At 59.3% G+C, this 19,589-nt stretch carries 20 protein-coding genes; 7 read left to right on the top strand and 13 right to left on the bottom strand.

Annotation, left to right across the window (positions count from 1 at the left end; translation table 11 throughout):
• Nucleotides 1–49: 49 nt before the first annotated feature.
• The 7 genes from DARO_RS20995 (at nucleotide 50) to DARO_RS20965 (ending at nucleotide 8,366) form a co-directional block, all read left to right on the top strand.
• On the top strand, nucleotides 50–427 hold the full coding sequence (locus tag DARO_RS20995; RefSeq protein WP_497463011.1) for a YqaA family protein: 378 nt from the start codon (nucleotides 50–52) through the stop codon (nucleotides 425–427).
• An 89-nt stretch (nucleotides 428–516) separates the two neighbouring features.
• Entirely contained in the window at nucleotides 517–4,392 is a 3,876-nt protein-coding gene (locus DARO_RS20990) for a DUF3683 domain-containing protein (RefSeq protein ID WP_011289841.1), read from the top strand.
• A 110-nt stretch (nucleotides 4,393–4,502) separates the two neighbouring features.
• Complete coding sequence (locus DARO_RS20985) at nucleotides 4,503–4,934, top strand: HIT domain-containing protein (RefSeq protein ID WP_011289840.1); 432 nt, start codon at nucleotides 4,503–4,505, stop codon at nucleotides 4,932–4,934.
• 13 nt (nucleotides 4,935–4,947) lie between these two features.
• Complete coding sequence (locus DARO_RS20980; RefSeq protein ID WP_011289839.1) at nucleotides 4,948–6,555, top strand: cyclic-di-GMP receptor FimW-related protein; 1,608 nt, start codon at nucleotides 4,948–4,950, stop codon at nucleotides 6,553–6,555.
• Between the two features lie 64 nt (nucleotides 6,556–6,619).
• A complete protein-coding gene (locus DARO_RS20975) occupies nucleotides 6,620–7,042 on the top strand; it encodes a gamma-butyrobetaine hydroxylase family protein (protein ID WP_011289838.1) in 423 nt (140 codons plus the stop codon).
• A 4-nt stretch (nucleotides 7,043–7,046) separates the two neighbouring features.
• Nucleotides 7,047–7,784, top strand: coding sequence for a bifunctional demethylmenaquinone methyltransferase/2-methoxy-6-polyprenyl-1,4-benzoquinol methylase UbiE (gene ubiE, locus DARO_RS20970; protein ID WP_011289837.1), 738 nt, complete (start codon nucleotides 7,047–7,049; stop codon nucleotides 7,782–7,784).
• 12 nt (nucleotides 7,785–7,796) lie between these two features.
• A complete protein-coding gene (locus DARO_RS20965; RefSeq protein ID WP_011289836.1) occupies nucleotides 7,797–8,366 on the top strand; it encodes an SCP2 sterol-binding domain-containing protein in 570 nt (189 codons plus the stop codon).
• Nucleotides 8,367–8,444: 78 nt separating this feature from the next.
• On the opposite strand, the gene DARO_RS20960 is transcribed toward DARO_RS20965, so the two are convergent.
• The 13 genes from DARO_RS20960 to mnmG form a co-directional block, all read right to left on the bottom strand.
• Nucleotides 8,445–8,870, bottom strand: a complete 426-nt coding sequence (locus tag DARO_RS20960) for a F0F1 ATP synthase subunit epsilon (RefSeq protein WP_011289835.1) — start codon at nucleotides 8,868–8,870, stop codon at nucleotides 8,445–8,447.
• Nucleotides 8,871–8,897: 27 nt separating this feature from the next.
• Nucleotides 8,898–10,298: a F0F1 ATP synthase subunit beta gene (gene atpD / locus DARO_RS20955; RefSeq protein ID WP_011289834.1), complete on the bottom strand. Its 1,401-nt coding sequence runs from the start codon at nucleotides 10,296–10,298 to the stop codon at nucleotides 8,898–8,900.
• A gap of 31 nt (nucleotides 10,299–10,329) precedes the next feature.
• Nucleotides 10,330–11,190, bottom strand: coding sequence for a F0F1 ATP synthase subunit gamma (atpG, locus tag DARO_RS20950; protein WP_011289833.1), 861 nt, complete (start codon nucleotides 11,188–11,190; stop codon nucleotides 10,330–10,332).
• 14 nt (nucleotides 11,191–11,204) lie between these two features.
• Nucleotides 11,205–12,743, bottom strand: coding sequence for a F0F1 ATP synthase subunit alpha (gene atpA / locus DARO_RS20945; protein ID WP_011289832.1), 1,539 nt, complete (start codon nucleotides 12,741–12,743; stop codon nucleotides 11,205–11,207).
• A 9-nt stretch (nucleotides 12,744–12,752) separates the two neighbouring features.
• The gene (locus DARO_RS20940) at nucleotides 12,753–13,289 is read right to left on the bottom strand and encodes a F0F1 ATP synthase subunit delta (protein WP_011289831.1); all 537 of its coding nucleotides are present in this window, start codon (nucleotides 13,287–13,289) and stop codon (nucleotides 12,753–12,755) included.
• A 4-nt stretch (nucleotides 13,290–13,293) separates the two neighbouring features.
• A complete protein-coding gene (locus DARO_RS20935) occupies nucleotides 13,294–13,764 on the bottom strand; it encodes a F0F1 ATP synthase subunit B (RefSeq protein WP_011289830.1) in 471 nt (156 codons plus the stop codon).
• 38 nt (nucleotides 13,765–13,802) lie between these two features.
• On the bottom strand, nucleotides 13,803–14,063 hold the full coding sequence (gene atpE / locus DARO_RS20930) for a F0F1 ATP synthase subunit C (protein ID WP_011289829.1): 261 nt from the start codon (nucleotides 14,061–14,063) through the stop codon (nucleotides 13,803–13,805).
• 67 nt (nucleotides 14,064–14,130) lie between these two features.
• Complete coding sequence (gene atpB / locus DARO_RS20925) at nucleotides 14,131–14,931, bottom strand: F0F1 ATP synthase subunit A (RefSeq protein ID WP_011289828.1); 801 nt, start codon at nucleotides 14,929–14,931, stop codon at nucleotides 14,131–14,133.
• Between the two features lie 13 nt (nucleotides 14,932–14,944).
• Nucleotides 14,945–15,301, bottom strand: coding sequence for an ATP synthase subunit I (locus DARO_RS20920; RefSeq protein WP_011289827.1), 357 nt, complete (start codon nucleotides 15,299–15,301; stop codon nucleotides 14,945–14,947).
• A gap of 119 nt (nucleotides 15,302–15,420) precedes the next feature.
• A complete protein-coding gene (locus DARO_RS20915) occupies nucleotides 15,421–16,275 on the bottom strand; it encodes a ParB/RepB/Spo0J family partition protein (protein WP_011289826.1) in 855 nt (284 codons plus the stop codon).
• Entirely contained in the window at nucleotides 16,272–17,033 is a 762-nt protein-coding gene (locus DARO_RS20910; protein WP_011289825.1) for a ParA family protein, read from the bottom strand. The genes DARO_RS20915 and DARO_RS20910 overlap by 4 nt, the downstream gene beginning before the upstream one ends.
• A complete protein-coding gene (rsmG, locus tag DARO_RS20905) occupies nucleotides 17,030–17,647 on the bottom strand; it encodes a 16S rRNA (guanine(527)-N(7))-methyltransferase RsmG (protein WP_011289824.1) in 618 nt (205 codons plus the stop codon). Before rsmG ends, DARO_RS20910 begins: the two co-directional genes overlap by 4 nt.
• Entirely contained in the window at nucleotides 17,644–19,530 is a 1,887-nt protein-coding gene (mnmG, locus tag DARO_RS20900) for a tRNA uridine-5-carboxymethylaminomethyl(34) synthesis enzyme MnmG (protein ID WP_011289823.1), read from the bottom strand. Before mnmG ends, rsmG begins: the two co-directional genes overlap by 4 nt.
• Nucleotides 19,531–19,589: the final 59 nt, after the last annotated feature.

The raw sequence follows: 19,589 nt of genomic DNA, 5'->3' as shown, positions 1-19,589 counted from the left end.
GGTGGAGTGGCTAAACGTCACGGCGGAAAGTGGGCTTTGGGGCCTGCTGGTGAGCAGTTTTCTCTCGGCTACCGTGCTGCCCGGCGGTTCGGAAGCGCTTTTGTGGGGATTTTTGCGCCTGCATCCGGCCGAATATGGCCCGGCGCTGGCTTTGGCCACGCTGGGCAACACCCTTGGCGGCATGACGTCCTGGTGGTGTGGCTATGCCCTGCCCCGCGGGCAAAGGGTTAAAAACCTGCCGCACAAGGACAAGCTGGAGCGCTGGGGTAGTCCGGCCTTGCTGCTGGCCTGGGTGCCGCTGATCGGCGACGCGCTGTGTGTTGCCGCTGGCTGGTTGCGTTTGCACTGGCTGCCTTGCTGCCTGTTCATGGCCCTCGGCAAGCTTGTCCGCTACTGGCTGGTGGCCCAAAGCGCGTTACCAAACTGAACCCGTGTTCTGCTTTGGGGTCTACCTGCCCCGCGTCTTGCGCCGCAATACGCTAAAATCACCCTTTTGACGGACCCCCGGCTGCTCCCATGACTGCCCGCCTGCGCGAAATCCCCTACAACTACACTTCGTTTTCCGATCGCGAGATCGTTATCCGCCTGCTCGGCGCCGACAATTGGGCGGTGCTCGACGAGCTGAGGGCCGAACGCGTTACCGGTCGCTCGGCACGCATGCTCTACGAGGTGCTCGGTGACATCTGGGTTGTTCAGCGCAATCCGTATCTGGAAGACGATCTGCTCGACAATCGCGACCGCCGCGATGCGTTGGTCAATGCCCTGCGTCATCGCCTGAAGGAAGTCGAAAAGCGCCGGGCCGAGAGCGAGCAGGAAGACCCGCTCCGCTCCGCCAAGGTCAAACAGCTGGTCGAGGCCGCTCAGTCTGCGGTTAACCAGTTTGCTCTGCATTTCGAAAAGACCTACGACCTGCGTCGCAAGGTGCTGAAAGTTCTCGGCAAACACACCCGCAAGGACAATATCGCCTTCGACGGATTGGCCCGTGTTTCGCACGTGACCGATGCCACCGACTGGCGTGTCGAATACCCCTTCGTCGTTCTCTATCCGGACACCGAAGAGGAAATCGGCCATCTGGTGCGCGGTTGTATCGAAGCCGGCCTGACGATCATTCCGCGTGGGGGCGGCACCGGCTATACCGGCGGCGCCGTGCCGCTGACGCCTTACTCGGCCGTGATCAATACCGAAAAGCTGATCGATATCGGCCCGGTCGAAGACTTGGTGCTGGCCGGTCATGAAACGCCGTATGCCACCATTCGTACTGGTGCCGGGGTGGTGACTGACCGCGTTTCCGAAGCCGCCTCGCTGGCCGGCCGCGTCTTTGCGGTCGATCCGACGTCCGCTTCTGCGTCCTGTATTGGCGGCAACATCGCCATGAATGCCGGCGGCAAGAAGGCCGTGCTGTGGGGCACCGCGCTGGACAACCTGGCCTGGTGGAAGATGGTCGATCCGGACGGCAACTGGCTGGAAGTCGAACGGGTCAATCACAACTACGGCAAGATCCACGAGCAGGAAAACGTCGAATTCCGTCTCAAGCGCTTCGATCCGAGCGGCAAGAAGCTGCTCGGCGAGGAAGTGCTGACCATGCCGGGTGCCGCCTGCCGCAAGGTCGGCCTCGGCAAGGACGTTACCGACAAGTTCCTCGGCGGCGTGCCGGGCGTGCAGAAGGAAGGCACTGACGGCATCATCGTGGCCGCCCGCTGGGTTCTGCACAAGATGCCGCCGGTCTCGCGGACTGTCTGTTTGGAGTTTTTCGGTCAGGTGCGCGAAGCCGTGCCGGCCATCGTCGAGATCACCGACTACTTCAAGCCGGGTGGTGCCGGTAATGCCGCCGGCGTGCTGCTGGCCGGTCTGGAGCACCTCGATGAGCGCTACGTGAAGGCCGTCGGCTACGCGACCAAGGCCAAGCGCCACGGTCGCCCGAAAATGGTGCTGATCGGCGACATCGTCGGCCATGACGAAAAGGCCGTGATGGCCGCCGCGTCTGAAGTCGTCCGTATGTGCAACCTGCGCGCCGCCGAGGGCTTCATCGCCGTCGACGCCGAAACGCGCAAGAAATTCTGGCTCGACCGTTCGCGTACCGCTGCCATCTCGCGCCATACCAACGCCTTCAAGGTCAATGAAGACGTGGTTATCCCCTTGCCGCGCATGGGCGAGTACTGTGATGGTATCGAGCGCATCAACATCGAGCTGTCCACGCAGAACAAGCTGGCCCTATGCGACGCGCTGGCCGATTTCCTGCAAGGCGAACTGCCGCTGCATGAAGGCGATTCCAACGTCGACAAGACGGTGCTGCTCGGCGACCGTCGCCAGGCCGCGCTTGACTATGTGGCATCGGTTCGCCGCCGCTGGGCCTGGCTGCTCGAAAACCTGGACATGCCGCTGGCCGAAGCCGAGGCGCTGTTTGCTGAATACGGCGTCCATGCCGGCGAGCTGACCAACAAGGCGGCCAATCCGAAGCTGTTCCACCGCCTGCAGGACTACTCCGTTCGCACGTCGTGGAAGCTGGAGTTGAAGGCGCGCTTCGACAAGATATTCGATGGCGCTGTCTATCGCCCGATCATCGAGCGTGTCGAGGTCATTCACAAGGAAGTGCTGCGCGGCCGGGTCTTCGTGGCACTGCACATGCACGCCGGTGATGGCAACGTGCACACCAACATCCCGGTTAACTCCGACAACTACGACATGCTGCAAACGGCGCACAAGGCCGTCGAACGCATCATGCACATTGCCCGGGGTCTGGATGGGGTCATTTCCGGCGAGCACGGTATCGGTATCACCAAGCTGGAATTCCTGACCGAGGAAGAACTGGGGCCCTTCCGTGCCTACAAGCAGAAGGTCGATCCGGAAGGCCGCTTCAACAAGGGCAAGCTGATGCCCGGCGGCGACATGGGCAACGCCTATACGCCGTCGTTCAGCCTGCTCGGTACCGAGTCGCTGATCATGGAACAATCCGAGATCGGCAAGATTTCCGACATGATCAAGAACTGCCTGCGCTGCGGCAAGTGCAAGCCGGTCTGCTCAACCCATGTGCCGCGCGCCAATTTGCTCTATAGCCCGCGCAACAAGATTCTCGGTACTTCGCTGCTGGTTGAGGCCTTCTTGTATGAGGAGCAGACCCGGCGCGGCATTTCGCTCAAACATTTTGACGAATTCAACGACGTGGCTGACCATTGCACGGTCTGCCACCGCTGCCTGAAGCCCTGCCCGGTTGATATCGACTTTGGCGATGTCTCGGTCGCCATGCGCAATTTCCTGCGCAAGCAGGACAAGAAGCGCTTCAGCCCAGGCACCGTCGCGGCAATGACCTACCTGAACCTGAAGGACCCGGCGACCATCAAGCTGATGCGGGGCGTCATGATGGATTTCGGTTTCAAGGCCCAGCGTCTGGCGCACAAGGTGGCCAAGGCCATCGGTCTGGTCCAGGACACCCGGGCCCACCCGCCGGCCACAGTAGGTGCCCCGACGGTCAAGGCGCAAGTCATCCACTTCTTGAATCGGCCGATGCCGGGCAATCTGCCCAAGCGGACCTCGCGCGCGCTGCTCGATATCGAGGACGACAAGGTGATCCCGGTCATCCGCAATCCGCGCAAGACGACCGAGGAATCGGATGCCGTCTTTTATTTCCCGGGCTGCGGTTCGGAACGACTGTTCTCACAGGTCGGCCTGGCCACGCAGGCGATGCTCTATGAAGTTGGTGTGACCACCGTGCTGCCGCCGGGCTATCTGTGCTGCGGTTATCCGCAGACTGCCTCCGGTGACGAGGACAAGGGCGTCAAAATCACGACCGACAACCGCGTGCTCTTCCACCGTGTCGCCAATACACTGAATTATCTCGACATCAAGACGGTGATCGTTTCCTGTGGCACGTGTATGGATCAGCTGCAGAAATACCAGTTCGAGAAGATCTTCCCGGGTTGTCGCCTGCTCGATATCCATGAGTACCTGATGGAAAAGGGAGTCAAGCTGGAGGGCGTGAATGGCACTCGCTACATGTATCACGATCCCTGCCACACGCCGATGAAGGCCTATGCCCCGCTGGCGGTGACCAAGGCGCTGATGGGCCAGGAAGTGCCGCTGACCGACCGCTGTTGCGGCGATTCCGGATCGTTTGCCTATTCCCGCCCGGACGTCGCTACCCAGGTGAAATTCCGCAAGCAGGAAGAAATCGAAAAGGGCGCCGCCAAGTTGCGGGCAGATGGCTTCAAGGGGGACGTCAAGATATTGACCTCCTGCCCGGCCTGCCTGCAGGGCCTGTCCCGCTACGATGACGATGCCGACACCAAGGCGGACTACATCGTGGTCGAACTGGCCAAACACCTGCTTGGCGACAACTGGATGGCGGATTACGTCGGCAAGGCGAACAGCGGCGGCATCGAACGCGTCCTGCTCTGACCTGTGCGGCTTTCGGCCGCCGACCGTGAAATTGTTCTTTCGTTTGCGGCGGCGGCCTATGCTATTTAAACTCCGGAGTAGTCCCTTTTAGCTCACCGGAGCCTCATAGCGTGGAAATCGGCCGTCAAACCTGCGAACTTTGCAACAATCCCGGGGGCGCCGTCCTCTGGCAATCGGCGGAATGCCGAGTCATCCGGGTTGATGACCCCTATTACCCTGGCTTCTGCCGCGTCATCTGGAACGACCACGTTCGCGAGATGACCGATCTCGACCCGGCCGCGCGGGATGCGTTGATGCGTATCGTCTACGCTGTCGAAACGGTCGTCCGTCAGTTGTTTTCTCCGGACAAGATCAATCTGGCCAGCTTTGGCAATGTCGTTCCGCACGTCCATTGGCATATCATTCCCCGTTGGGAGGATGACCGGCATTTTCCCGAGCCGGTCTGGGGGGCGGTGCACCGTGATGGGGTCGCGCCACGAGCCGTGGTGAGCAACGAAGAAATAGCCCTGGTATTGGGCCGTGTCCTGGAAAAAAACGAATAAGGCAGGATTGACCATGAACACAATCGCCACAGAAATGCCGCTGGAGATTCCAGATTTGCGAGCAGGGATGGATTATCTCTCCCAGCTGTCCCTGGCCAATCCGGTCGTTGCTGAGCGCCAGTTGATGCGTTTTCTCGATGGATTGCTCCTGGCCCCGCCTGATCCAGGCGTTTTGCTGGCCTTGCTGGAGCAGGCCCGGGCACCGATCTGCTTCGTCGAAGAGGAAATGTCTCGACGCTACCACAACAAGTCCCTGCCCCTGGCGGATGAAGAAGAGTCCTATTTCCAGCAGGTGGTTGCTGCCTGGCGCAAAATGGGCAAGGCCTATGCCTTGTGTGCCCGTCTGGAAGAGCCGGATACACAAAATGCCCAGTATGTTGCATTGGTTGCGACCATTCTTCATCGCTGCCTCTACTACACCGGCATGGTAATTCTTGAGCATTTCCGGGCGCGACGCGAACTGCCGCCGGGCATCTGGCTCGAACTGCACGGTTATTACGAGAGCGCCGAGGAGTGGGGGGTGGCTTACACGCCAGTGGAGGATGTGCTGGAGAGCAATCTGCAAGCGACCCATTGCGCCGCCGCCTATACGACGCTGATGTTGATCGACATTGCCAGCCCGTACAGCAACAGTGTCCGCAACCTGAACCTGATCCGCCGGTGGGCGGGCATGTGGGCGCCGCTCGTTTCTATCCACAAACTGGACGATGACCTTGAAGTTCCACCCTATGTCATCGAGCTGATGAAGGATTTTCCGCTCCATCCCTCCTCGGTCGCCGATGAATCCGGACCGGATACGAGGCGTCTCGATACCTCGCGGCTAGGTTTGCAGATCAATCACATGCTGAGTCAGCTACGACAGCGCATAACGCCATCCCAACTAGGGCTGGGTGAAGAAACGTCAGCCCATGTGATCGCTTTGCTGGATCACCTTTCCCGGCCCTGGACGCAGTCGGCTTCGCCGCGTCGTTTCCGGCGTTTTGCCACGGAAGGCGTGGCGCGGGTGGCCGTCGGTTTCGAGGCGATGCATTTTTGCGTGACCAGCAAGGCGTTCGAGCAACCGGATTCGGCGGCGACCTACTCGCGTGGCGAATGCGACGAGTTGTTCACTTTCGGGGAACGCGCAGAACCCGGGCAGACGCTGGCAATCAAGCCGAAAATCAGTTTTCCGGTGGATGAATGGACTGTCATCAACCACTCGGCCAATGGTTTCCGTCTGGCCAGAAGTTGTGCCGGCATGAAAATCTCGCATGGCCAGCTAATGGTGATTTGCCCGCACGATGGCGATCGTTTTCTGTTGGTCCAGGCAACCTGGCTGATGCAGGAAGATGCAGGTGGACTGATCGTCGGCGTCGCTACCCTGCCTGGTATGCCGGTCGGCATCGGCGTACGGATGGCGACTCAAACCAGCGGCAATAATGAACGTTATGTGCAGGCATTCATGCTGCCAGCGCTGCCTGCGATCAGGGAAGAGGGTTCCATTGTCTTGCCGCCTGGCATGTATCAGGCAAGTCGTATCCTTGACGTCTATTCCGAGGATGGCAAGAGCTGGCAATTGCGGATGAACCACATGCTGCAGCGTGGAACTGATTTCGACCGAATCAGCTATCAGGTACTTTGACCTATCTTGAGCCTGACACGGGATGAGTGCGCTAAACTAGCGGTCTTATCCCCCGGAGGACACCATGGCTGGTATTGACCGCGATACGCCGATACCGAGCGAGATCAAGTTGCACCAGAAATCCCGCCGTCTCGAACTGATTTACGATAGTGGCGAGGCATATTCGCTCGACTTCGAATACCTGCGCGTCTATACCCCCTCGGCCGAGGCGCGGGGGCATGGCCCGGGACAGGAAACGCTGCAGACCGGCAAGCGTAACGTCGCTATCGATCGAATCGAGCCAGTTGGTACCTACGCGCTGCGCCTGATATTTTCCGATGGCCATGACAGCGGTCTGTACTCATGGGACATGCTCTACAACCTCGGCAAGCATCACGACGAGCTGTGGCAGGAATACCTGAAGCAGATCGAAAGCCAGGGCCTGTCGCGCGATATCGATACCTCCTCACGCCCCGCCGCCAGTGGTGGCTGCGGTCATCACCACTGAAATCATGAACGACGACAAAACACATTTCGGCTACGAAACCGTTGCCGAGCAGGAAAAGGCCCGCCGGGTCGCCGACGTATTCGACTCCGTGGCGAGTCGATATGACCTGATGAACGACCTGATGTCCGGCGGCATGCACCGCTTGTGGAAGGCATTCACCATACAGCGCAGCGGAGTGCGGGAAGGCTCCCGCGTACTGGACGTCGCCGGCGGCACCGGGGATCTGTCTCTGGCCTTCTCCAAGAAGGTCGGCAAGAGCGGCCAAGTCTGGCTGACCGACATCAACAATGCCATGCTGGCCCGGGGCCGTGATCGCCTGCTCGACAAAGGCTACATGCTGCCGGTTGCTCAGTGTGACGCGGAAAAACTTCCCTTCCCCGACAATTGGTTCGATTGCGTCACCGTGGCTTTCGGCCTGCGCAACATGACCCATAAGGATGCTGCGCTGGCCGAGATGTACCGTGTGCTGCGTCCGGGTGGTCGCTTGCTGGTCCTCGAGTTCTCGCAGATCTGGAAGCCGTTGGCACCACTCTACGACTTCTACTCCTTCAAGGTAATTCCTCAAGTTGGAAAACTCGTCACCAACGACGCCGATAGCTATCGCTACTTGTCCGAATCGATCCGGGTGCATCCGGGGCAGGAAGAATTGAAATCGATGATGGAAAAAGCCGGCATGGAAAAAGTCGAGTACTTCAACCTTGCCCTCGGGGTTGTTGCCTTGCACCGCGGATTCAAGTTCTAGGCTTTCAGACATATGAATGCGCTCAACGCTTTTGCGCTTCGTAGTCTCAATCATCTGATTCAGGGCGAGGCATGGGCGCAGGAAAGGTTGCGTCAGCATGCCGGCGCGAGAATATTTATCGAAGCCGGTGCAATAACTATCTGCCTGGAGATTGATAATCAGGGTCGGTTTTTCGGCATCGACTCGGCAAGCCAGCCCGATGTCACGGTAACACTGCCCTCGGATTCGCTTGCTCGTGCCTTGTTTGAACGGGATAAATTGTTCGCCTCCGCCAAGCTCGAAGGATCGGCCGATGTGGCCGAAAGTTTTGCCTTCGTACTCCGCAATCTGCGGTGGGACGTGGAGGCAGATTTGGCAAAGGTGTTAGGCGATATACCCGCTCGCCGCCTTAATTTGCTGGGACTTTCCTTGTTCAAGGGCGTTCGGGATAGCCTTCGCAATCTCGCCGAAAACATCAAGGAATATGCAGTCGAGGATTCGGCTCTGCTCGCTCCTCCACGCGAAATTTCATCGTTTGGCGCTGAAGTAAATCGCTTGAGGGATGACATCGCTCGCCTCGAAAAACGGATCCTCAAGCTTTAGCAGTATGCCTTGCCGGACAATTGGAGCAATAAAAAAGGCAGCCTAGGCTGCCTTTTTTGTCCGGGGTACTTTTCCGGATTAGTGCGTATGTTTGCGCAAACGCTGGATTGCTTGCAACTGGGCGACAGCTTGAGCCAATTCGGCTTCGGCTGCGGCATAGTCCATTTCTGCATTCCGATTGGCCAGGGCTTCTTCGGCACGCTTCTTGGCTTCCAGTGCTTTGGCTTCGTCCAGATCGTGGGCGCGAATCGCGGTATCAGCCAACACAGTAATCATGTCGGGCTGAACCTCCAGCATGCCACCGGACACATACACCAGCTCAAACTCGCTCTGGTCGGGCACCTTCAAACGAATGGTGCCCGGCTTGATACGAGTCAGCAGCGGCGTGTGACGCGGCAGGATGCCCAGTTCCCCGGCTTCGCCGGGGAACACTGCGATTTCCACCAGGCCGGAGAAGATCGATTCTTCAGCACTGACGACATCACAATGAACAGTCATAGCCATTACTAGCTCCTTTGCAGACGCGGATGATTACAGCGTCTTGGCCTTCTCGATGACTTCCTCGATACCGCCCACCATGTAGAACGCTTGTTCCGGCAGGTGATCGTATTCGCCGGCACAAATGCCCTTGAAGCCCTTGATCGTTTCTTTCAGGGAAACGAACTTGCCCGGCGAGCCGGTGAAGACTTCAGCCACGTGGAACGGCTGCGACAGGAAGCGCTGAATCTTGCGGGCGCGGGACACGGCCAGCTTGTCTTCCGGAGACAGTTCGTCCATACCCAGAATCGCGATGATGTCACGCAGTTCCTTGTAGCGCTGCAGATTCATCTGCACGGCACGGGCAACGGAGTAATGCTCTTCACCAACGACCTGCGGGTCGAGCTGGCGGGAAGTGGAGTCAAGCGGATCGACAGCCGGGTAGATACCCAGCGAGGCGATGTCACGCGACAACACAACCGTGGAGTCCAAGTGCAGGAAGGTGGTAGCCGGGGACGGGTCGGTCAAGTCATCGGCAGGCACGTAAACGGCCTGGATGGAGGTGATCGAACCAACCTTGGTCGAGGTGATACGCTCTTGCAGACGACCCATTTCTTCAGCCAGCGTCGGCTGATAGCCCACGGCGGAAGGCATACGGCCAAGCAGTGCGGAAACTTCCGTACCAGCCAGCGTGTAGCGGTAAATGTTGTCGACGAAGAACAGAATGTCACGACCGTCGTCACGGAAACGCTCAGCCATGGTCAGGCCGGTCAGCGCGACGCGCAGACGGTTGCCCGGCGGCTCGTTCATCTGACCGAACACCATCGCGACCTTGTCGAGAACGTTGGAGTCCTTCATTTCGTGGTAGAAGTCGTTACCTTCACGGGTACGCTCGCCCACGCCAGCAAACACGGACAAGCCGGCGTGCTGCTTCGCGATGTTGTTGATCAGTTCCATCATGTTAACGGTCTTGCCGACGCCGGCGCCACCGAACAGGCCAACCTTGCCGCCCTTGGCGAACGGGCAGATCAGATCGATAACCTTGATGCCGGTTTCCAGCAGATCGACGGAAGACGACAGTTCGTCAAACTTCGGAGCCGGCTGGTGAATAACGCGCAGCTCGGTGGAATCGATCGGACCGGCTTCGTCGATCGGGCGACCCAGCACATCCATGATGCGGCCCAGGGTGCCCATACCGACAGGCACGGAAATGCCGGCGCCGGTGTTGTTCACCTTCATGCCACGACGCAGACCGTCGGACGAACCCATGGCGATGGTGCGGACGACGCCGTCACCCAGTTGTTGTTGCACTTCGAAGGTCAGGCCATCTTCTGCCATGCCGTTTGCTTCGGAAGCATCCAGCTTGAGAGCGTCGTAGACCTTCGGCATCGCGTCGCGCGGGAAGTGGATGTCCACAACGGCGCCGATGCACTGAACGATTGAACCTTGACTCATATTCAAATCCCCAAAAATAAAAATCTACGCGTCACACCGCGGCGGCGCCGCTGACGATTTCCGAGAGTTCCTTGGTAATCGCAGCCTGACGGGCCTTGTTGTAAACCAGCTTCAAGTCGCCGATAACGGTCTTGGCGTTGTCCGAAGCAGATTTCATGGCAACCATCCGAGCGGACTGCTCGGAGGCCATGTTTTCTGCGACGGCTTGATAAATCAATGCTTCGACGTAACGGATCAGCAGATCATCAATGACCGACTTGGCTTCCGGTTCGTAGACATAATCCCACTTGGTCTTGGCAGACCCGACGGCATCGCCGGACAGCGGAAGCAGCTTTTCGAACACCGGCTCCTGTTTCATCGTGTTGATGAAGCGGGTGTAGCCGATATATAGCGCGTCAATTTCGCCGTTCATGTAAGCGTCTAGCTGAACCTTGACTGCCCCGATCAGCTTTTCCAGATGGGGCGTGTCGCCCAACCCGGTTACGTGCGAGACGATCTTGGCGCCGGAGCGCTGCATGAAGCCGAAGCCCTTGTTGCCGATGCAGGTAGCCTGCAGTTTCTTGCCCTGGGACTCGAACTCCTTCATCTTGCTGACTGCAACACGAAGGAGGTTGGAGTTCAGACCGCCGCACAGTCCCTTGTCCGAGGTGACGAGAATCAGGCCGACAGCAGCCTGTTCGCGATTCACCAGGAACGGGTGACGGTACTCGGTCAGAGCATGAGACAGGTTGCCTGCAACGCGCCGGATCTTCTCGCCGTAAGGACGGGCAGCCCGCATCCGGTCCTGCGCCTTGCGCATTTTGGATGCGGCCACCATTTCCATGGCCTTGGTGATCTTGCGCGTGTTTTCGACGCTCTTGATCTTGTTGCGAATTTCCTTGCCGCTAGGCATGGCGTTCTCCTAGATCAGACCCAGCTGCTCTTGAAAGCGGCGATGCCGGCGGCAAGTTGCTTCTCGGAATCAGCGCTCAGATCAGCGGTCGACTCCATGGTCTTCATGAGGTCGGCACAGTTGGTCTTGAGATAACCGATCATGGCCTTTTCGCATTCCAGAGCACGCTTGACTTCGACATCATCGAAATAACCCTTGTCAGCTGCGTACAGCGTGACGGCCATTTCAGAGATGCTCATCGGAGAGTACTGCGGCTGCTTCATCAGCTCGGTGACCAGGCGGCCACGTTCCAGCTGCTTGCGGGTCGCTTCGTCGAGATCGGAAGCAAACTGGGCGAAAGCAGCGAGTTCGCGGTACTGGGCCAGGGCCAGACGGACACCACCACCGAGCTTCTTGATCAGCTTGGTCTGGGCGGCGCCACCGACGCGGGACACGGAGATACCGGCGTTGATCGCAGGACGGATACCGGCGTTGAACAAGTCGGTTTCCAGGAAGATCTGGCCGTCGGTAATGGAGATCACGTTGGTCGGAACGAAGGCGGAAACGTCACCAGCTTGCGTTTCGATCACCGGCAGAGCGGTCAGCGAACCGGTCTTGCCCTTGATGGCGCCATTGCTGAGCTTCTCGACCCAGGCGGCGGAAACGCGAGCCGCGCGTTCGAGCAGACGGGAGTGGAGATAGAACACGTCGCCCGGATAGGCTTCACGGCCCGGCGGACGGCGCAGCAGCAGGGAAACCTGGCGGTAGCCCCAAGCTTGCTTGGTCAAGTCATCATAAATGATCAGTGCGTCTTCGCCGGTATCGCGGAAGTATTCGCCCATCGTGCAGCCGGCGTAGGGAGCCAGGTACTGCAGCGCAGCGGATTCGGAAGCCGGGGCAGCGACGACGATGGTGTATTCCATCGCACCATGCTCTTCGAGCTTGCGCACGACGTTGGCGATGGTGGAAGCCTTCTGGCCGATAGCGACATAAACGCAGAACAGGCCCTTGCCCTTCTGGTTGATGATGGCGTCGACGGCGACGGCGGTCTTACCGGTCTGGCGGTCGCCAATGATCAGCTCGCGCTGGCCACGACCGACCGGAACCATGGAGTCCACACACTTCAGACCGGTTTGCACCGGCTGGGAAACGGACTGACGCCAAATAACGCCCGGCGCGACCTTTTCGATCTTGTCGGTCAGCTTGGCGTTGATCGGACCCTTGCCGTCGATCGGCTGGCCGAGAGAGTTAACCACGCGGCCGAGCAGTTCCGGGCCGACGGGGACTTCCAGAATGCGACCGGTCGTCTTGACGATGTCGCCTTCGGAAATGTGCTCGTATTCACCAAGAACCACGGCGCCGACGGAGTCACGCTCGAGGTTGAGCGCCATGCCGAAGGTGTTGCCGGGGAATTCCAGCATTTCGCCCTGCATAACGTCTTGCAGGCCGTGCACACGACAGATACCGTCAGTAACGGAAACTACCGTGCCCTGCGTGCGCACTTCCGATGCGCCTTGCAGGTTCTGGATCTTGCTCTTGATCAGTTCAGAAATTTCGGAAGGATTCAACTGCATGAAATTCTCCTAGTTGTTCAGCGCCGTAGCCATGGCGTCAAGCTTGCCGCGGACTGAAGCATCCAGCATCTGGTCGCCAACGATTACCTTGATACCGCCGATCAGGGTCGGATCAACCGACACTGCGGCCTCGAGCTTGGTCTTGAAGACGGCTTCGAGTTGGGGTATCAGGGCTTTCACCTGATTGTCATCGATCGGGAAAGCCGAAACGATATCGGCTTGTTTGGTGCCTTCTTCGGCGCGCTTGTAGGTTTCGTACAAGCCGGCGATTTCCGGCAACAGCCCCAGACGGTCATTGTTGGACAGCAGCTGGATGAAGTTCGACAGCTCCGCATCTACCGCCGTACCGCAGGCAGACCGGAAGAGGTCGACCAGTTGCGGGGCTGCCACGTTGGGATCACCGATGGCAGAAGAGACATCGGGATTGGCAGCCACCTGTCCAAGCAGGGAGACCTGCTCGGACCACTTGGCCAGATTGCCGCTTTCCTTGGCCGTGCGGAACAGGGCTTCGGCGTAAGGGCGGGCGATAGTGACGGATTCAGCCATTTGCTTACAGGTCCTGTTTCAGAGCGGCCAGCATGTCAGCATGCGCGGACGCATTGATTTCCTTGCGCAGGATCTTTTCGGCGCCGGCAACGGCCAGTTCAGCAACGCGCTCACGCAGTTGTTGCTTGGCACGTTCGACTTCCTGTTCGATTTCGGCTTTGGCGCCAGCGACAACCTTGTCGGCTTCGATCTTGGCGGTACCCTTGGCTTCTTCGACGATCTGCTGCGCACGCTTTTCGGCTTGTGCTACGAAGTCTGCAGATTTCTCTTTAGCTTCGCGAAGCGCATCGGCGGAACGTTTTGCGGCGAGCTCTTGCTCGTGCTTGCCACGTTCGGCCGCAGCCAGGCCTTCAGCGATCTGTGCCTGACGGTCCGCCATTGCCTTTTGCAGCGGCGGCCAGACGTACTTCATCGTGATCCAGATGAAGAGAGCAAACCAGATTGCCTGGCCAATCAGTGTAGCGTTGATGTTCACGCCAACCTCCTGGTAATTAGAGTTTCAGGCGGGGTCTATTAGTGCAGCAGGGCCAGGAACGGATTGGCGAAGAGCAGGAACAGGGCGATACCAACACCGATCATGGTCACGGCGTCGAGCAGACCGGCGACGATGAACATCTTGACTTGCAGGGTGGGGATCATTTCCGGCTGACGGGCAGCGCCTTCCAGGAAACGGCCGCCGAGAATACCGAAGCCGATAGCGGTGCCGAGAGCGCCGGCGCCGATCAGGATGGCTACAGCAATAGCGGTGTTGGAGAGAACGGTTGCGAGTTCCATGTTTACTCCTCAGTAAGGTAGGTTAATGCGGGGTTAAAAGTAAAAACTACAAGAAAACAGGTACGACTTAGTGCGATTCTGCTGCCATCGACATATACACGATGGTCAACATCATGAACACGAAGGCTTGCAGGGTGATGATCAGGATATGGAACAGTTCCCAAGGCAGGGCCAGCGGCAACTGATACAGGCCGAGCAGTGCGATCAGGATGAAGACCATTTCGCCAGCATACATGTTGCCGAAAAGACGCAGGGACAGCGAGATCGGTCGGGCGATTTCTTCAACGACACGGAACAGGAAGTTGATTGGAGCCAGTTTGATACCAAACGGGACCGCGAATACTTCGTGCATGAAGTGGCCGAAACCCTTGACCTTCAGACCCATGAACAGCGAGATCAGGAACACAGTGATCGACATGCCGAAGGTCAGGTTGGGGTCGGTGGTCGGGACAAACTTGAACGGCAGGTGGTGATTGCCGGTGGCAGCTTGCAGTGCGACCGGCAGGAAATCAACCGGGATCAAGTCCATGGCGTTCATGACGAACACCCAGACGAAAATGGTGATGGCCAGCGGGGTAACCAGGGCGCTACGGCCGTGGAAAGTGTCGCGAACCTGCTGGTCGACGAGGCCGACGACCATTTCGACGAAGTTCTGGCCGCCGGAAGGAATGCCGGCGGTTGCCTTGCTGGCAAATTTGGCCATCAGGCCGAAAACAACCAGACCAAGAATGCCGGACACCAGCAGGGTGTCAAGGTGGAATGTCCAGAAACCCGTACACACACCATCTACTTTTGCGCTGTCTGCGCAGACAGCCAGATTGGTGAGGTGGTGTTGTATGTAACCTGCGGTACCGCCTTCAGCGCTCATGATTTCTCCAGACCTAGCGTTGCTTCAAGAGTGCCATCCAGAAGATGACCAATGTTGATGCGTAACCAAGGAAGAGCGGAAAGACTGCCACTTCCTTGAACTTCAAAAACACAAGAGCGAAGCCAATGAGCGTGAGAAGAAACTTGAACCCCTCGCCCGCTGCCTGCGCCCGGTAAGCCTTTACCGGGTCAAGGCCGGCATTCATTCGCATGGCTCTCAGTACGTAGCCGATATTTGCGATGACGCCGATTGATCCCCCGATCAAGACCGAGATGGCTGCATTTACACTGAAAATCACCCAGGCCAAAATTCCCAGGACAATTGTCAATGCCGCTTGGCGACTGATAATCCAGCTTACCTGCGGATGCAAAACATACCTCGGTCAAAAACCTCGCAAGTGTAAACAACTCTTATAAATGAGTCAATTTCCGCGGCGCACAAATTAAGGGTTTTCCCTGAAAGACAAGTGGTTACGATTAGTACCATTCGTTAAACGGATAGCCGGGAAATCAGGCCGTCGAGTTGGTCGAGGCTGCCGAACTCAATGGTGACTTTGCCGGCCCCTTTCTTGTTCGTTCGAATCTGGACGTTGGCGCCGAGACCGTCTGCGAGGTTTTCCTGTAGGCGCAGCAAGTCTCGATCAATGGGAGTTTCACCGGACTTTTTCGGTGGGTTGGTGATTTGCTGAACGAGGCGTTCAGCTTCCCGGACCGATAGCCCCTTCTGCACGATGCGCTGGGCGACGGCGACTTGCTGGGCGCCGGTCAGCGGCAGCAGAGCACGAGCATGGCCCATGTCCAGTTTGCCGGTCATCAGCATTTCCTGAACCGGTGTGCTTAGTTGTAGCAGGCGTAGCAGGTTGGTGGCAGCGGGGCGTGAGCGGCCGACGGCATCGGCGGCCTGCTGGTGGGTCAGGCCGAATTCGTCGATCAGGCGTTGCAAGCCCTGAGCTTCCTCGAGCGGATTGAGGTTTTCGCGCTGGATATTCTCGATCAGCGCCATGGCCAGCGCCTGTTCGTCGGGAATGCTGCGTACCAGGACCGGAACTTCGCTCAGGCCAGCCAGTTGCGAGGCGCGCCAGCGGCGTTCGCCGGCGACGATTTCGTAGCGCTCGGCGCCCGGCGTGTGGTCGACGGCGCGGACCAGGATCGGCTGCATGACGCCCTGGGTCCTGATCGAGGCGGCCAGTTCGGCCAGCGACTCCTGGTCCATATGGGTGCGTGGCTGGTACTTGCCGGGTCTCAGGCGTTCAACGGGCAGGTTGCGTTGCTCGTCACCCTGCGGTTTGTCGCTGCCGGAAAGCAGTGCGTCGAGGCCGCGGCCGAGTCCTTTCATCTTGATCATTGGGCGACCCTTTCAAGAATTTCCTGGGCGAGTGCGGAATAGGCCTGCGCACCCTTCGAGTTTTTGTCAAAGGCGATGACCGGCTTGCCATAGGACGGCGCTTCGGCCAGGCGAACATTGCGCGGCACGATGGTCTTGTAGACCTTTTCGCCGAAGTGGCTTTCGAGTTCGCTGGAGACTTGTTGGGTCAGTGTGCTCTGGCTGTTGTACATGGTGCGCAGCAGCCCTTCGATTTCGAGTCGTGAATTGAGGTGCTGGCGCACCTTGCGCAGGGTTTCCACCAGGTCGGACAGGCCTTCCAGCGCGTAGTACTCGCACTGCATCGGAATCAGCACGGAGTCAGCGGCGACCAGGGCGTTGACGGTCAGCATGTTGAGGGCCGGTGGACAGTCGATCAGCACGAAATCATATTCGGCATGGTTTTGCGCCAGGGCTTTTTTCAGGCGGTATTCGCGCTGCTCGAGCTCGATCATTTCGACTTCGGCACCGGCCAGTTCGCGGTTGGCGGGAAGGATGTCGAAGTAGAAATCAGTCTTGATGCAGACATCGATCAGCGTTGCGGCGCCGATCAGTAGCTGATAAACCGTGGGCAGCGCTTCTTTCTTGGTGATGCCGGACCCGGTTGTCGCGTTGCCCTGTGGATCCATGTCGATCAGCAGGACGCGCTTGCCCTCGGCCGCCAAGGAGGCGGCCAGATTGACCGCCGTCGTCGTTTTGCCGACGCCGCCTTTCTGGTTGGTAATGGCGAGTACTTTCATGACCCGGCTTTCAAAATGATCAAATGTCGTTCGGCATCCAGCCCCGGCACGGTCAGCGGGATGATCGCTTCGACCGCGATATCGGCCGGCAAGGCCTTGAGCTCGTCGTCCGGCCGCACACCTTTCATGGCCAGCCAGCGGCCGTTCGGGGCCAGCAGGTGGCGGGTCAGGCTGATGAACAGGCCGATTTCGGCAAAGGCGCGTGAGCTGATCTGGGCATACTGTCCCTGCATTTCTTCAACCCGGGCGTGGTGCACCGTAACATTCCTGAGCGCCAGTTCGATGACAGCTTGCTGCAGAAAGGTGGTTTTCTTTTGCACGGTGTCGACCATGCTGACTGAAAGCTCGGGGCGGGCGATAGCCAGAGGGATGCCGGGCAGGCCGCCGCCGCTGCCGACGTCGAGCAGATTGCCGCTGCCGACATGCGGCAGGATGGCCAGCGAATCGAGCAGGTGGTGCGAAATGGCCTGGGCTGGATCACGCAGTGCGGTCAGGTTGTAGGTCTTGTTCCACTTGAGCAACAAGTCGCGGAAGGCGAGCAGTTTCTGCTGCGCCTCGTCGGGCAAGTCGATTCCGAGGTCGGCGAGGCCCGCCGCGAGTGCTTTCCGGGTCATGCGGCTTGCGACAGGTTATGGCGTTTCAGGTGAATCAGCAGCAGCGAAATCGCGGCCGGAGTGATGCCCTGAATGCGCGAGGCCTGGCCGATGGTCTGCGGCTTGTGCTGGGCCAGTTTTTGTCTGACTTCGTTGGACAGACCGGCCACCGAGCTGTAATCGAGTTCGCTTGGCAGTACGGTGTTTTCGTACGACGAAGACTTGGCGACTTCTTCCGCCTGACGATCGATGTAGCCCTGGTACTTGGCGGAAATCTCGAGTTGCTCGACGACCAGTGGATCGGTCTGGGCCTCACCGGCACCGGGCAGGGTGAGCAGCGAAGTGTAGGTCACCTCGGGCCGGCGCAGCAGTTCGAACAGGTTGTACTCGTGGTCGATGGCCTTGCCGAGGACGCGGATGCAGTCATCGGCCGGGGTGATCTTCGGATTGACCCACGTGGACTTCAGGCGTTCCTGTTCGGCGGCGATGGCGTCGCGTTTCTGGCAGAAGGCGGTCCAGCGCACATCGTCGACCAGGCCGAGTTCGCGGCCTTGTTCGGTCAGGCGCAGATCGGCGTTGTCTTCGCGCAGGCTCAGCCGATATTCGGCGCGGCTGGTGAACATCCGGTAAGGGTCGGAAACGCCGCGGGTGATCAGGTCGTCGACCAGCACGCCGAGGTAGGCCTCGTTGCGTTTCGGGCACCAGCCGGATTGGCCGCGGACGTAACGGACGGCATTGATGCCGGCGAGCAGGCCCTGAGCGGCCGCTTCTTCGTAGCCGGTGGTGCCGTTGATCTGGCCGGCGAAAAACAGGCCGTGGATGGCCTTGGTTTCCAGCGTGTCCTTGAGGCCGCGCGGATCGTAGAAGTCATATTCGATGGCGTAGCCGGGGCGCAGGATGTGGCAGTTTTCCATGCCGCGGATCGAGCGCACCAGGGCCAGCTGGATGTCGAAGGGCAGGCTGGTCGACACGCCGTTGGGGTAGATCTCGTGCGTGGTCAGGCCTTCCGGTTCGAGGAAGACGTTGTGCTGGTTCTTGTCGGCGAAGCGGTGGATCTTGTCCTCGATCGATGGGCAGTAGCGCGGGCCAACGCCTTCGATGACGCCGGTGTACATCGGCGAACGGTCGAGGCCGCTACGGATGATGTCGTGGGTGCGTTCGTTGGTTTCGGTGATCCAGCACGGCAGCTGTTTCGGGTGCTGCGCGGCGTTGCCGAGGAAGGAGAAGACCGGCAGCGGATCGTCCGAATGCTGCTCTTCCATCACCGAGAAGTCGATGGTTTTGCCGTCGAGGCGCGGCGGCGTACCGGTTTTCAGGCGACCTTGCGGTAGCTTCAGTTCCTTCAGACGGCTGGCCAGCGAGACGGACGGTGGATCGCCCATGCGGCCACCGGTGTAATTTTCCAGCCCGACGTGGATCTTGCCGTTCAGGAAGGTGCCGGCGGTGAGGACCACGGCCTCGGCCATGAAGCGGATACCGAGCTGGGTCACCGCGCCGCAGACCTTGTCGCCCTCGACGATAAGGTCGTCGCAGGCTTCGGCGAAGATGGTCAGGTTGGGCTGGTTTTCCAGGCGCGTGCGAATGGCCTGCTTGTACAGCACACGGTCGGCCTGGGCGCGGGTGGCGCGAACGGCCGGGCCTTTCGAGGCATTCAGAATGCGAAACTGGATGCCCGCTTCGTCAGTCGCGGCAGCCATGGCGCCGCCCAAGGCATCGACCTCGCGGACCAGGTGGCCCTTGCCGATGCCGCCGATCGACGGGTTGCAGCTCATCGCTCCGAGGGTGTCGAGGTTGTGCGTCAGCAGTAGCGTGTTCGCACCTGCCCGCGCTGCGGCGAGCGCGGCCTCGGTGCCGGCGTGACCGCCGCCGACGACGATGACATCGAAACGGGTGGGATAGAGCATCGGGATGGGTTTGTTGCAGCGCAGTATCGGACCGCGGATTTTACGTCAGGTCGCTGAAA

This window comes from Dechloromonas aromatica RCB (assembly GCF_000012425.1).
Note: the sequence above shows the minus strand (reverse complement) of the source record. Positions and strands in the feature narration are given on the sequence as shown.

Excerpts from the sequence above, each read along its gene's own strand:
- atpB (WP_011289828.1), bottom strand. The coding sequence starts at position 14,931 with ATGAGCGCTGAAGGCGGTACCGCAGGTTACATACAACACCACCTCACC.
- DARO_RS20960 (WP_011289835.1), bottom strand. The coding sequence starts at position 8,870 with ATGGCTATGACTGTTCATTGTGATGTCGTCAGTGCTGAAGAATCGATC.
- DARO_RS20975 (WP_011289838.1), top strand. The coding sequence starts at position 6,620 with ATGGCTGGTATTGACCGCGATACGCCGATACCGAGCGAGATCAAGTTG.
- mnmG (WP_011289823.1), bottom strand. The coding sequence starts at position 19,530 with ATGCTCTATCCCACCCGTTTCGATGTCATCGTCGTCGGCGGCGGTCAC.
- rsmG (WP_011289824.1), bottom strand. The coding sequence starts at position 17,647 with ATGACCCGGAAAGCACTCGCGGCGGGCCTCGCCGACCTCGGAATCGAC.
- atpA (WP_011289832.1), bottom strand. The coding sequence starts at position 12,743 with ATGCAGTTGAATCCTTCCGAAATTTCTGAACTGATCAAGAGCAAGATC.
- ubiE (WP_011289837.1), top strand. The coding sequence starts at position 7,047 with ATGAACGACGACAAAACACATTTCGGCTACGAAACCGTTGCCGAGCAG.
- atpD (WP_011289834.1), bottom strand. The coding sequence starts at position 10,298 with ATGAGTCAAGGTTCAATCGTTCAGTGCATCGGCGCCGTTGTGGACATC.
- atpG (WP_011289833.1), bottom strand. The coding sequence starts at position 11,190 with ATGCCTAGCGGCAAGGAAATTCGCAACAAGATCAAGAGCGTCGAAAAC.
- DARO_RS20915 (WP_011289826.1), bottom strand. The coding sequence starts at position 16,275 with ATGATCAAGATGAAAGGACTCGGCCGCGGCCTCGACGCACTGCTTTCC.
- DARO_RS20910 (WP_011289825.1), bottom strand. The coding sequence starts at position 17,033 with ATGAAAGTACTCGCCATTACCAACCAGAAAGGCGGCGTCGGCAAAACG.
- atpE (WP_011289829.1), bottom strand. The coding sequence starts at position 14,063 with ATGGAACTCGCAACCGTTCTCTCCAACACCGCTATTGCTGTAGCCATC.
- DARO_RS20940 (WP_011289831.1), bottom strand. The coding sequence starts at position 13,289 with ATGGCTGAATCCGTCACTATCGCCCGCCCTTACGCCGAAGCCCTGTTC.
- DARO_RS20965 (WP_011289836.1), top strand. The coding sequence starts at position 7,797 with ATGAATGCGCTCAACGCTTTTGCGCTTCGTAGTCTCAATCATCTGATT.
- DARO_RS20980 (WP_011289839.1), top strand. The coding sequence starts at position 4,948 with ATGAACACAATCGCCACAGAAATGCCGCTGGAGATTCCAGATTTGCGA.
- DARO_RS20990 (WP_011289841.1), top strand. The coding sequence starts at position 517 with ATGACTGCCCGCCTGCGCGAAATCCCCTACAACTACACTTCGTTTTCC.